The following is a 13,119-nucleotide window of genomic DNA, read 5'->3' on the forward strand; positions in this document are numbered from 1 at the left end:
CCCTCGGGGTGGACGGGATCCAGCGCGCCCTTCCAGACGCGATCGGGGTCAGGACGCGTCGTCACGGCGCGGCTCGCTTTCTGCGGGGGGAACGGAAACGGGATGGGCCACCAGCGCCGCGGCGCCGAGGACGACGGCGTCGGCGCGGAGGGTGCCGGGAACGATGCGCAGCGGCACCCCGGAGACCGGCGGGTCGCTGGCGAGCGTCGCCTGCACCGCCGGAGCGAGCAGGTCCCACGCCTCGACCACCCCGCCGCCGACGACGACCAGCGGAAGGTCGACGAGCGTTGCCGCCGAGACGCAGGCCAGGGCGACCGCCTGACCGGCGTCCGCGAACACCGCCCGCGCCGCCGGGTCGCCGCCGCGCGCACGCTGCGCCACGATCCGCGCCGGCTCGAGCGGCCGGTCCGTGGCCTCCGCGTAGCGGCGGGCGATGGAGGTGCCGGATGCCAGGGTCTCGAGGTGGCCCGTGCGGCCGCACGTGCAGCGCAGCTCGCCATAGCCCGGGGTGTGGCCGATCTCTCCCGCGGCCCCGTGCGGTCCGTGGCGCAGCCGGCCGTCCATCACGAGCGCGCCGCCGACACCGGTGCCGAGCATGACGCCGAGCACGTCGGAACCGCGCGCAGCGCCCCAGGCCGTCTCGCCCAGAAGGAACGCGTTGACGTCGTTCTCTACCTGCACCGGCAGCGACAGGCGCTCGGCGAGCCGCTCCCCCAGCGGGAAGCCGGTCCATCCGACGAAGGTGGCGGATGCCGCGCGGATCGTGCCGGTGTCATGCTCCACGACACCGGCTGCGCCGACGCCCACGGCGTCGGCGCGCACGCCGGCGCGGCCGTAGAGCTCCTCCACGACCCGCGCGGCGGTCTCGGCCATCGCGGCGCCGCCGTCGCGGGCGGGGGTCTCCCGCGACGCGCGCGCCAGCACCGTGCCGTCCGCGGCGACGAGCGCCCCGGCCGTCTTGGTGCCTCCGATGTCGACACCCGCGACGACGCGGGACGAAGCGTCCGCGCTCATCGGCCGCCCAGCCCGGCCATCGCGATGCCCTTGATGAGGTGCTTCTGCAGGACGATCACGAGCAGCGTCGTGGGGATCATCGAGATGATCGCCGCGGCCATCTGCAGATCCCAGCGCGTACCGGTCAAGCCGGAGAAGCTGGCCAGACCCACCGGCAGCGTGCCGAGCGTGGCGTAGTCCACCGTGACGATCAGCGGCCACAGGTAGCTGTTCCAGAAGGAGAGGAACGTGAACACGGACAGCACGGCCACGGCGGACTTCGACAGCGGCAGGATGATCCGCAGGAAGGTGCGCACCGGCCCCGCGCCGTCCATCCGGGCCGCTTCTTCCAGCTCGAAGGGGATGCCGCGGAAGAACTGCCGCATGAGGAAGGTCCCGAACGCGCCGAACGCGAAGGGGAAGATGAGGGCAGGGTAGGTGTTGACCCAGCCGAACCACTGCATCACCTGGAACATCGGGATCACGAGCACCTCGGCGGGCACCATGAGGGTGGCCAGGAACAGCACGAACACCACGTCGCGTCCCTTCCACCGCAGGCGCCCGAAGGCGTAGCCGGCGGCGGTGGACACGATGAGGACCACGAGCGTTCCCGCCACGGCGACGAACAGCGAGTTGCCGATGTAGGTCCAGAACGGGCCGTAGGCGAACACCTCGGCGAAGTTCTGCCACTTGATCTGCGACCCGATGAGGGTCGGCGGCATCGAGAAGATCTCGATGTTGGGCTTCAGCGCCGAGAAGAACGCGTAGACCAGCGGCGACACGAACACGAGCGCGGCGAGGTAGATGAAGACATGGGCGATGACGAGGCGCATCCGCTCGCCGCGGGTCTTCGGGGCGACACGGCGGCGGCCCGAGGGGTCGGGGGTAACGGCGTCCTCGCCGAGCACGAGCGTGCGGGTCGCGGTCACGGACTCAGTGCTCATAGTGCACCCACTTGCGCTGGGCGGCGAACTGCGCGCCGGTGATGAGGATGATGATGGCGAAGAGGATCCACGCCGCCGCCGCGGCCAGACCGAGGTCGCCGAAGGTGAAGCCCTGCTCCCAGATGAACATCACGAGGGGCTTGGTGGCGTTGCCCGGTCCGCCGCCGGTGAGCAGCTGCGGCTGCGCGAACACCTGGAGCGACGTGATCATGGTCATGATCGAGGCGAAGAAGATCGCGGGCGAGATCATGGGGATCATCACGCTCCACACCAGCCGCATCCCGCGGGCTCCGTCGATGCTCGCCGCTTCGAGCACACTGTCGGGCAGCTGCTCGAGGGCGGCGGAGAAGATGAGCATGTTGTAGCCGAGCCCCTGCCAGACGCTCATGGCGACGACCATCATCATCGCCCAGAACGGGTCCGCCAGGAAGTTGGGCAGGGTGACGCCGAACCAGCTCTGCGCGATGCCGTTGAACAGGCCCTGCGGCTGCAGCATCATCTTCCACACCAGCACGTTGGCGACCATCGGCACCACGACGGGAATGAAGAAGAGCACCCGCAGCGCGCCGCGGCCGCGGATGCGCGGCCCGAGCCCGATGGCCAGGACGAGCGAGAGCGCGACGCTGAGTGGGACGTACAGCACCGTGAACACCGCGGAGTTGCGCAGCGCCGGCCAGAAGTCGGGGCTGGAGGTGAACAGCGCGGCGTAGTTGTCGAGACCGGTGAAGGTGCGGGCGCCGAACGTGGGCCAGTCGAAGACGCTCATCACGATCGACAGCCCTACGGGCACGATCGTGAACAGGGCGAGTCCCACCAGGGCCGGGCTTGCAAAGCCCAGCGCCTGGCGGGCCTCGGCCCTGGCGAGCGACCCGCGACGTTTCGTCGTGGTCGTCATTGTGTAGCTCTCTTGCTCAGGAAAGGGTGTTCCGAACGGAACCGATCAGTTGCCGAACTGGGCCTGGGCGGTCTCCAGGAGCTCCGCCATCGTCATCTGTCCGTTGTAGACGCTGACGAGGTTCGGCTGGATGTAGGCCTCGAGCTTCGCCCAGTTCTGGGTCATGTACAGCGGCACCGTGCTGGAGAACGCAGCTTCGAAGACCGTCTGGACGTGCTCGCGGTACTCCTCGTCGATCGACTCGAAGTACAGCGGCTGCGACACCGACAGGGCGGGGTACGACCGGCCGGACGACGCGATGTAGTCCTGCGCGTCCTTGCTCAGCAGCGACCCGAGCACCTTCAGCGCCTCTTCGGGGTGCTCGCAGGTGGCCGAGATGCCGTAGCCCGAGCCGAGGATCGGACCGGCGTTGCCGTGGGGTCCGGTCGGCAGCGGCGCCATGCCGGCGGCGAAGCCGGACTCGTTGTCGAGGTAGCCCACGGCGTTCCAGGTTCCGTCGACGGCCATCGCCGCGTTGCCGCCGGTGTACTGGGTCTCGCCCCAGCCGGTGTCCGAGGCCGATGCCACGGGGGCGGCCACGCCCAGGTCCGTCACGAGGCCCGAGAACCACGATGCGGCATCCACGAACTCGGGGTCATCGATGCGCAGCGAGCCGTCCTCGTCGGCCGGCTGGGTGCCGGAGAGGGCGATCGGAAGCGACATCCACTGGTACGCGCCCATGCCCATGCCGAACCCGAAGCTGCCGTCCGTGGTGGCGGCGGCGGCGGTCTGCTCGAAGTCGTCGAACGTCCAGCCGATGCCGGGAGCCTCGACGCCTGCGGCGTCGAGCTTGTCCTGGTTGTAGTACACGAGCATCGTGGCGACGTCGAACGGCAGGCCGTACAGCTCACCCTCGAAGCTCAGGATGCCCTCGGCACCGGGGTTGAAGTCGGCGAGGTCGAGTCCGGCGGTGGCGAGGTCCTCGTCGCTGAGGGCCCGGAAGCCGTCGGTGTAGCCGCCCAGCTGAGCGCCGCTCATGCCGGTCACACACGCCATGTTGCCGCTGGCCATGTTCGTGGTGAGCTTCGTGAAGAAGTCGCCCCACGGAGCTGTCTGCAGCTTGACCGTGACATCGGGGTTCTGCTCCTGGGCGATGGCGACCTGGGCCTCCAGCGCCGCGATGTCGGACTCGCTGCCCGCCCACATGTCCAGGACGATCGTGGGCTTGTCGCCGCCGGCGTCGCCTGCGTTGCCGCCTCCCGCGCAACCCGTGAGCACCATCGCGACGCCGGTGGCCGCAGCCACACCGCCGATGCGCATCTTTTTCATCGAATGCCTCCTATGGCAATGCTGTGTCCTCACCACTTATTTCGAGGGGCGAATCAAGTGTGTAAGGTTCTGTTTCAAGTCAAGATGGCAGAGATCTCGCATCCCTGCAACACGAACATCCGATGTTTATCGATCAGTGATCTCTCGTAACATTCCTGACACACACGCCGACCGAGAGCTGGCCATGGCCCCGCAGAATGCACGCACTCCCAGTGACGACGATGTCAGCCGGAGCATCCTCGACCTCGTGGCACGCGGCGAGGCACGATCGAGGGTCGACCTCGCCACGGAGCTGGGGGTCGCGGCGTCGACGGTGGGCGTGCGGGTGAAGGCCCTCACCGACAGCGGGCTGCTGCATGAGCGAGGCGACGGTCCTTCCCGCGGCGGGCGCCGTCCGCGCATCCTCGCGGTCCCCGATGACGCCGGCGTCGTGCTCTCCGCAGACCTCGGCGGGCAGCACGCGAGGATCGGCATCCATCGCCTGAGCGGAGCGCTCGTGCGCACCCGCGCGATCCCGGTGGAGCTGGCCGCGGGCCCCGAGCCCACCCTCGCGGCGATCGCCGCGGTCTTCGACGAACTCGCCGCCGGCGACACCGTGCGCGCGATCGGCATGAGCCTGCCCGGACCGGTCGACATCGCAGCCGGGACCGTGCACCAGCCGTCCCGCATGCCCGGGTGGCCGGGCTTCGGTGTGGGCGCGCACCTGCGCGATCGATACAGGGTCACCGTCGCCGTCGACAACGACGCCAACCTCGCCGCGCTCGGCGAGCACCGCGCCCGCTTCGGGGCCGCGGGGCACAGCATCACGGTCAAGGCGGGCACCGCGATCGGCAGCGGCATCATCGTCGGCGGCCAGGTGCATCGCGGCGCGACCTCAGCCGCCGGTGACATCACCCACACCCGCATCGACGGCAGCGGCGACATCCCCTGCTCCTGCGGCAACACGGGATGCCTCGAAACCGTGGCCAGCGGGGCGAGCCTCGTGCGTCAGATGCGCGAACGGGGACGCACCGACATCACGAGCACCACGGACGTCCTGGCGCTGGCGCGCGACGCCGACCCCGAGGCGACGACCCTCGTGCGCACGGCGGGGACGCACCTCGGTCAGGCGCTGTCCGGTGTCGTCAACTTCTTCAACCCTGCCGCGGTCTTCCTCACCGGCAGCATGAGCGCATCCGAGCCGTTCCTCGCCGCGGTGCGCAGCCGCGTCTACGAAGCATGCCATCCGCTGGCCACGCAGCGCCTGCGCATCGAGGCGGCGCAGACGGGCGCCGATGCCATCCTGCTCGGCGCGGCCCGGTGGGCGCTGGACAACCTCGAGCTGCCCGCGCCCACCGGCTGACGCTCAGCGGTCGCCGACGAGGGTGAGCTCGACCACGGGCAGCACGACGTCGGGACGGGTCACGGGCAGATGCACCGTGAGCGTGCCTTCCGCCTCCCCCTCGGGTGTCATCAGATCCGCCACCTGCTCGGGATCGCTCACCGACGTGCGCAGCCACGACCCGTCGTGCAGCAGGCGAGCGTACGCGACCTTGCCGGCGAGCCCGGGCAGGTGGACGAAGCCGAGCGGCCACGAGAACAGGTGGAGGTACAGCTTGTCGCCGCGGCGGGTGTAGACCCCTTCGCGAGGCGGCTCGGCGTCGGCGTGCCCGGCCCCGACGATCGCGTCGCGGTGCAGCTGCATCCATTCGCCGATCCGCTCCAGCGCCTCCGCGTCGCGGGGGGCGATCGCCCCCCGCCCGTCCGGCCCGATGTTCAGCAGCATGTTGCCGTCCATCGACACCGAGTCCACGAGCATGCGCACCAGCAGTCCCACAGACTTCTGGTCGCTGTTGTCGCGGTGGTAGCCCCAGGAGCCGTTCATGGTCTGGCAGGCCTCCCACACCAGCGGCCGGCCGTCCCGGGTCAGCGGCGATGTGGGCTGGTACTGCTCGGGGGTCACGAAGTCGGCGGGAATGCCCAAGCGATCGTTGACGAGCATCTGCGGCTGCAGCTCCCGACACATCGCCAGCAGGGCGTGCGCATCCCAGTCCTCCGGGCCCTTGCCGGGCAGTCCGTCGCGCTCGTGCGGATAGGTGAAGTCGAAGAAGAGGTAGTCGATGGGTCCGTACGCGGTGAGCAGCTCCCGCACCTGGCCGTGCAGGAACTCCCGATAGCGCTGCATGTCGCGCCCGGCGTTGAGCGCGGCGACGTCCGCGTCGCCACGGCGCGGGTGGTTCCAGTCGACGGTGAAGTCGGGGTGGTGCCAGTCGATCACGGAGTGGTAGAAACCCACGCGCAGCCCTTCGTCGCGCAGCGCTTCGACGTACTCGCGCACCAGGTCGCGGCCGCACGCCGCCACCGCGTTGAAGTCGCTGAGCGCGGTGTCCCACAGGGCGAAGCCCTCGTGATGCTTGGTCGTCAGCACGACGTACCCCATGCCTGCGCGCTTGGCCTGCCGTGCCAGCGCGCGTGCGTCGAACCGGTCGGGATCGAAGTGCTCGAAGTACTGTCGGTACTCCTCGTCGGTGAGGCGCTCGTAGTTCTGCACCCACTCATGCCGGGCGGCTCCGCTGTACAAACCGAAATGCACGAACATGCCGAATCGCGCCTCGTCGAACCACTGCTGTCGCATCATCGCCTTTCCCTCGGGTGTCGACTCCATCCTGACACAGACATCCGATGTCTAACCACACCGCGGGCCCGGCACTCGATCGAGGCCGGGCCCGCGGGGGCGATGCGATCAGCGTGCCGACTTCTTCCGCGGCGGGCCCGCGGGCGCAGCCACCGGCTCCGCCTGTTCGGACACCGGCACGACCGCCGACTCCGCCGCGGCGGCCGCCTGGGCCCGCCGGGTGCGGACCGCGTCGTACGACGTTCCGTAGTAGGCGGCTTCCATCAGCGTGCGCATGTCCGCGAGCAGCGGCATACGCGGGTTGGCCGGGGCGCACTGGTCGCCGTACGCGGCCATGGCGAGCTCCTCGAGGCGCCCGATGAAGGATTCCTCCGGCACTCCCTGAGCCTGGAACGAGTCCTCGATGCCCACCGCGGCACGCAGCCGCTCGACCGCGCGGGCGTAGGACTCGACGCCCTCGTCCGGCGTGGCGGCCGGCAGTCCCAGGTGGGCGGCGATCTGCTGGTACCGCTCGGGGGCCACGTAGCGCTCGTACTTCGGCCACCCGGTGACCTTCGCCGGGACCTGGCCGTTGTAGCGGATCACGTGGGGCAGGTAGATCGCGTTGGTCCGCCCGTGCACGAGGTGGAACTTCGACCCGGTGACGTGGGCCATCGCGTGCACGATCCCGAGGAACGCGTTGCCGAACGCCATGCCGGCGATCGACGCGGCGTTGTGCATCTTCTCCCGAGCCTCCACGTCCGCGGCGTTCTTGCTGCCCGGCTGCGCCTGAGAGCTGCGCACGATGTTCTCGAAGATGAGCTTGATCGCGTGCAGGGCCAGCCCGTCGGTGAAGTCGTTCGCGTAGACGGACACGTAGGCCTCCGTCGCGTGGGTCAGAGCGTCGAACCCGGCATCCGCGACGAGGAACGCGGGAAGCGCCGCCGTCAGCAGCGGGTCCACGATCGCCACGGAGGGGGTCAGCGCGTAGTCCGCGAGCGGGTACTTCATGCCGGTCTCGTCATCGGTGATCACCGCGAAGGGCGTCATCTCCGATCCGGTTCCCGACGTCGTCGGCACGCACACGAGCTTGGCCTTCGCGCCGAGCTCGGGGAACCGGAACGCACGCTTGCGCACGTCGAAGAACTTCTCCCGCATGTCGGAGAAGTGCACGTCCGGGTTCTCGTAGAGCAGCCACATGACCTTCGCGGCATCCATCGGCGACCCGCCGCCGAGCGCGATGATGGTGTCGGGCTGGAACTCCCGCATCTTGGCGGCGCCGCGCTGCACGCTGACGACCGTCGGCTCGGGGAGGACGTCGTCGATGATCTGCAGGTGCACACGGCGGGGACGGCGGCCGAGCACGTCGAGCACCCGGTCCACGAAGCCCATCTTGGTCATCGTCGCATCGGTGACGATCGTCACCCGTTCGATGCCCTTCATGTCGATGAGGTACCGCAGCGCGTTCGGCTCGAAGTAGGTCTTGGCCGGCACCTTGAACCACTGCAGGTTGTTGTTGCGACGCCCCACGCGCTTGATGTTGAGCAGGTGCACCGCCGAGACGTTGTCCGCGACCGAGTTGCGCCCGTACGAGCCGCACCCGAGGGTCAGCGAAGGCATGAAGGCGTTGTAGATGTCGCCGATGCCGCCGAGCGCCGCCGGAGCGTTCTCGATGATGCGCACGGCCTTCACGCGGTCGGCGAAGTCGGCGATGACGGCAGGATCGCTGCTGTGCACGGCGCCGGAGTGCCCGAGTCCGTCGAAGGCGACCATCTGCTCTGCCAGGTCGATGCCCTCCTGGGCGTCGGCCGCGTGCAGCACCGCCAGCACGGGAGCCAGCTTCTCGCGGGTCAGCGGCTCGTGGGGTCCGACCCCGCTGACCTCGGCGAGCAGGATCGACGTGTCCTCGGGCACGGTGAACCCGGCCATCTGCGCGATCTTCGCCGCGGGCTGCCCCACGACGGCGGCGTTGAGCTTGGCTTCGGCGCACGAGGCGTCCTGCGCGCTGACGCCGAAGATCAACTCCTCCAGCATGCGCTTCTCGTCGGCGTTCACGAGGTAGGCGTGCAGCCGGACGAACTCCGCCATCGCCTCCTCCGCGATGGGCGCGTCGAGGATGACCGCCTGCTCGCTGGCGCACACCATGCCGTTGTCGAACGACTTCGACAGCACGACGTCGTTGACGGCGCGGCCGACCTTGGCGCTGCGCTCGATGAGGGCCGGCACGTTGCCCGCGCCGACACCGAGGGCGGGCTTGCCGCAGGAGTAGGCGGCCCGCACCATGCCGTTGCCACCGGTGGCGAGGATGAGGGCGACCCCGGGGTGGTTCATCAGCTCACCGGATGCCGCCAGTGACGGCTCCGTGATCCATTGGATGCAGTCGGTCGGCGCCCCCGCGGCGATGGCCGCGTCGCGCACGACGGTGGCGGCAGCCACAGAGCAGCGCTGCGCCGACGGGTGGAAGGCGAAGACGATGGGGTTACGTGTCTTCAGCGCGATGAGGGCCTTGAAGATCGTCGTGGAGGTGGGGTTGGTGACCGGCGTGATGCCGCACACGACCCCGACGGGCTCGGCGATCTCGGTGATCCCGGTGATCTCGTCCACCGAGATGACGCCGACCGTGCGCTGCTTGATGATCGAGTGCGTGACGTGCTCGCAGGCGAACATGTTCTTCACGGCCTTGTCTTCGAACAGGCCGCGTCCCGTCTCTTCGACGGCCATCACCGCGAGGTCCGCGTGCCGGCTCAGTGCCGCCACCGATGCCTTGCGCACGATGTGGTCGACCTGCTCCTGCGTGTAGGGCGCGTAGGCGGTCAGCGCAGCCTGTGCGCGGGCGACCAGTGCGTCGATCTCAGGGGACATCTCTCTCCAACCCGGCACGGGCGCAGTACCCGCGCCTTTGCTCTTGGCCTCAGCATAGACCTGTGGTCAGACCACAGGAAGGGGCAAAGAGAAAACCCGGTCGCCGCTCCCCCGTTTCCGGGGGGCGACGACCGGGTCAGGGTCGGCGGGGATCAGCGCGCGGCGCTGCCCTCGACGTAGTCGCTGTCCTGCTGCTTCCACGAGAACAGGGCGCGCAGGTCCTTGCCCACGGCCTCGATCGCGTGGGCGGCGGCCTTCTCACGCAGCTCGCCGAACTCCACGGCACCGGCGTCCTGGTCGTTGATGAAGCGCTCGGCGAACGCGCCGGAGCGGATGTCGGCGAGAACGGCCTGCATGTTCTCCTTGACGTGCGGGTCGATCACACGCGGCCCCGAGACGTAGTCGCCGTACTCGGCGGTGTCCGACACCGACCAGCGCTGCTTGGCGATGCCGCCCTCCCACATGAGGTCGACGATCAGCTTCAGCTCGTGCAGCACCTCGAAGTAGGCGATCTGCGGCTGGTAGCCCGCCTCGGTGAGGGTCTCGAACCCGTACTGCACCAGCTGCGAGACGCCACCGCACAGCACGGCCTGCTCGCCGAACAGGTCGGTCTCGGTCTCTTCGGTGAAGGTCGTCTTGATGACGCCCGCGCGGGTGCCGCCGATCGCCTTGGCGTAGGCCAGCGCGACGTCCCAGGCCTGGCCCGATGCGTCGTTCTCGACGGCGATGATGTCGGGGATGCCACGGCCGGCGACGAACTCGCGCCGCACGGTGTGTCCGGGAGCCTTGGGGGCGACGAGGATGACATCGACGTCCTCGGGGGCCTGGATGTAGCCGAAGCGGATGTTGAACCCGTGCGCGAAGGCCAGGGTCTTGCCCGCCGTGAGGTGCGGCTTGATCTCGTCGTTGTAGATCGTGCGCTGGTGCTGGTCGGGAGCCAGGATCATGATGAGGTCGGCCCACTGCGCGGCTTCCGCGACGGGCTTGACCTCGAAGCCGTCCTCCTGCGCCTTCGGGATGGACTTGCTGCCCTCCTTGAGGGCGATGACGACCTCGACACCCGAGTCACGCAGGTTCTGGGCGTGGGCGTGGCCCTGCGAGCCGTAACCGACGATCGCGACCTTCTTGCCCTGGATGAGCGACAGGTCGGCGTCGGAGTCGTAGAAGATCTCGGCCATGGTGTGTGTTTCTCCTTGGGTGGGGGTTCTGTATGGTCAGCCGCGCAGGACGCGCTCGGTGATGCTCTTGCCGCCGCGACCCATCGCGACCATGCCCGACTGGGCGAGTTCCTTGATGCCGAACGGCTCGACGGCGCGCAAGAACGCGTCGACCTTGCCGCGGTCGCCGGTCACCTCGACCACGACCGCGTCGGTGGCGTAGTCCACCACCGAGGCGCGGAAGAGGTTGACGACCTCGATGACGTTCGAGCGCGTCTGGTTGTCGGCGCGCACCTTCACGAGCATGTGCTCACGCTGCACGGATGCCGCGGGGTCGAGCTCGACGATCTTGATGACGTTGATCAGCTTGTTCAGCTGCTTGGTCACCTGTTCGAGCGGCAGCTCCTCGACGTCGACGACGACCGTGATCCGCGACAGACCGGGGACCTCGGTCACCCCCACGGCGAGGGAGTCGATGTTGAACCCGCGCCGGGCGAACAGGCCCGCCACTCGGGTCAGCAGACCGGGTTTGTCCTCCACGAGGAGGCTGAGGACGTGCTTGCTCATGTCAGGCCTCCTGGTCGAACGTCGGGGCGTGCTCGCGGGCGTACTGGATGCTGCTGTTGCTGCGGCCCTGCTGCACCATCGGCCACACCATGGAATCGGCACTGACCACGAAGTCGATCACGACCGGACGGTCGTTCGTCGCCAGCGCGAGCTGCACCGCGGCATCCACGTCCTCTTCCTTCTCGACGCGGATCGCAAGGCAGCCGTACGCCTCGGCGAGCTTGACGAAGTCGGGGACGCGCATGGAGTTGTGGCCCGTGTTGAGGTCGGTGTTGGAGTAGCGACCGTTGTAGACCAGCGTCTGCCACTGCCGCACCATGCCGAGCGACGAGTTGTTGATGATCGCGACCTTGATCGGGATGTTGTTGATGACGCAGGTGGCGAGCTCCTGGTTGGTCATCTGGAAGCAGCCGTCGCCGTCGATCGCCCAGACCACGCGATCGGGCTCGGCGACCTTGGCGCCCATGGCCGCGGGCACCGCGTAGCCCATGGTGCCGGCGCCGCCGGAGTTGAGCCACGAGTTGGGACGCTCGTACTTGATGAACTGCGCGGCCCACATCTGGTGCTGTCCCACGCCTGCGGCGAAGACACCCTCGGGCCCGGTGAGCTCACCGATACGCTGGATGACGTACTGCGGCGCCATGAGCCCGTCCGTCGGCTGCGCATAGCCGAGCGGGAACTCGTCGCGCAGGCCGTCGAGGTACGACCACCATTCGGTGATGTCTGCGCGGTGCTCCGCCGCCGCGAAGGCCGCCTCGAGGTCACCCAGCACGTCCTTGAGATCACCGACGATCGGCACATCGGCCGTGCGGATCTTGGAGATCTCGGCCGGATCGATGTCGACGTGGACGACCTTGGCGTGGGGCGCGAACAACGACGCCTTGCCGGTGACGCGATCGTCGAAACGGGCGCCGAGCGACACGATGAGGTCACTCTCCTGCAGGGCGAGCACGGCGGGCACGGTGCCGTGCATGCCGGGCATGCCGAGCTGCTGGGGGTGCGAGTCGGGGAAGGCGCCGCGGGCCATGAGCGTCGTCACCACCGGCGCTCCCGTCGCCTCGGCCAGGCGCAGCAGCTCCGCCGACGCCTGCGAACGGATGACCCCGCCGCCGACGTAGAGCACGGGCTTCTCCGCCGCCGCCAGCAGCTGGGCGGCCGCCTGGATCTGCTTGCCGTGGGCCTTGGTGACCGGCCGGTAGCCGGGCAGGTCGACGCGCGGCGGCCAGACGAACGGCGCCTCCTGCTGCTGCGCATCCTTGGTGATGTCCACCAGCACCGGACCCGGGCGCCCCGTGCCGGCGATCTCGAAGGCCGCGGCGATGGCGCCGGGGATCTCCTCGGCGCGCTTGACCAGGATCGAGTGCTTGGTGATCGGCATGGTGATGCCGACGATGTCGGCTTCCTGGAACGCATCCGTGCCCATGAGGGTCGAGAAGACCTGGCCGGTGATGCAGACGATCGGGACCGAGTCCATGTAGGCGTCCGCGATCGCGGTCACGAGGTTGGTTGCGCCCGGGCCGCTCGTGGCGATCGCCACGCCGGTCTTGTTCGACGCCGACGCGTACCCCTCGGCGGCGTGGCCGGCCCCCTGCTCGTGGCGCACCAGGATGTGCCGGATCTCCGAGGTGTCCATGAGCGGGTCGTAAACGGGCAGGATCGCGCCACCGGGCAGACCGAACACGTCGGTCACCCCCAGCAGTTCGAGCGAGCGGACGACCGCCTGTGCGCCGGTGAGGACGGGGGCGGATGCCGCGCGGGCCGGAGGCCGGGGCACGGCGGAAACGGTGTCTGAGGACATGG

At 69.1% G+C, this 13,119-nt stretch carries 10 protein-coding genes; 1 reads left to right on the forward strand and 9 read right to left on the reverse strand.

All coding sequences use genetic code 11. The annotated features are described in order from the left end of the window. Positions 1–48: 48 nt before the first annotated feature. From QNO26_RS09030 to QNO26_RS09045, 4 genes are read right to left on the reverse strand one after another with little or no spacing between them, the layout of a single operon-like run. Complete coding sequence (locus QNO26_RS09030) at positions 49–1,014, reverse strand: ROK family protein (RefSeq protein ID WP_257638466.1); 966 nt, start codon at positions 1,012–1,014, stop codon at positions 49–51. Continuing rightward, positions 1,011–1,937, reverse strand: coding sequence for a carbohydrate ABC transporter permease (locus QNO26_RS09035; RefSeq protein WP_257530351.1), 927 nt, complete (start codon positions 1,935–1,937; stop codon positions 1,011–1,013). Before QNO26_RS09035 ends, QNO26_RS09030 begins: the two co-directional genes overlap by 4 nt. Next, positions 1,927–2,832 carry a carbohydrate ABC transporter permease gene (locus QNO26_RS09040; protein ID WP_257530349.1) on the reverse strand — a complete coding sequence of 302 codons (906 nt, stop codon included), beginning with the start codon at positions 2,830–2,832 and terminating at the stop codon, positions 1,927–1,929. Before QNO26_RS09040 ends, QNO26_RS09035 begins: the two co-directional genes overlap by 11 nt. 45 nt (positions 2,833–2,877) lie before the next feature. After that, positions 2,878–4,140, reverse strand: a complete 1,263-nt coding sequence (locus tag QNO26_RS09045) for an ABC transporter substrate-binding protein (RefSeq protein ID WP_257530348.1) — start codon at positions 4,138–4,140, stop codon at positions 2,878–2,880. Between the two features lie 184 nt (positions 4,141–4,324). Here QNO26_RS09045 and QNO26_RS09050 point away from each other — a divergent pair, with 184 nt between their 5' ends. Continuing rightward, the gene (locus tag QNO26_RS09050; protein WP_257530347.1) at positions 4,325–5,482 is read left to right on the forward strand and encodes an ROK family transcriptional regulator; all 1,158 of its coding nucleotides are present in this window, start codon (positions 4,325–4,327) and stop codon (positions 5,480–5,482) included. Between the two features lie 3 nt (positions 5,483–5,485). On the opposite strand, the gene QNO26_RS09055 is transcribed toward QNO26_RS09050, so the two are convergent. The 5 genes from QNO26_RS09055 to QNO26_RS09075 form a co-directional block, all read right to left on the reverse strand. Then, positions 5,486–6,757 (reverse strand): alpha-L-fucosidase, encoded by a 1,272-nt coding sequence (locus QNO26_RS09055; RefSeq protein WP_257530346.1) that lies wholly within the window; start codon positions 6,755–6,757, stop codon positions 5,486–5,488. A 105-nt stretch (positions 6,758–6,862) separates the two neighbouring features. Next, entirely contained in the window at positions 6,863–9,595 is a 2,733-nt protein-coding gene (adhE, locus tag QNO26_RS09060) for a bifunctional acetaldehyde-CoA/alcohol dehydrogenase (protein ID WP_257638467.1), read from the reverse strand. Positions 9,596–9,747: 152 nt separating this feature from the next. After that, positions 9,748–10,773, reverse strand: coding sequence for a ketol-acid reductoisomerase (ilvC, locus tag QNO26_RS09065; protein ID WP_257638468.1), 1,026 nt, complete (start codon positions 10,771–10,773; stop codon positions 9,748–9,750). Positions 10,774–10,809: 36 nt separating this feature from the next. Next, positions 10,810–11,319, reverse strand: a complete 510-nt coding sequence (gene ilvN / locus QNO26_RS09070; protein ID WP_257530341.1) for an acetolactate synthase small subunit — start codon at positions 11,317–11,319, stop codon at positions 10,810–10,812. Between the two features lies 1 nt (position 11,320). Then, positions 11,321–13,117 carry an acetolactate synthase large subunit gene (locus tag QNO26_RS09075; RefSeq protein ID WP_257530339.1) on the reverse strand — a complete coding sequence of 599 codons (1,797 nt, stop codon included), beginning with the start codon at positions 13,115–13,117 and terminating at the stop codon, positions 11,321–11,323. Positions 13,118–13,119 lie beyond the last annotated feature (2 nt).

Source organism: Microbacterium sp. zg-Y1090, from assembly GCF_030246945.1.
Lineage (GTDB): Bacteria > Actinomycetota > Actinomycetes > Actinomycetales > Microbacteriaceae > Microbacterium > Microbacterium wangruii.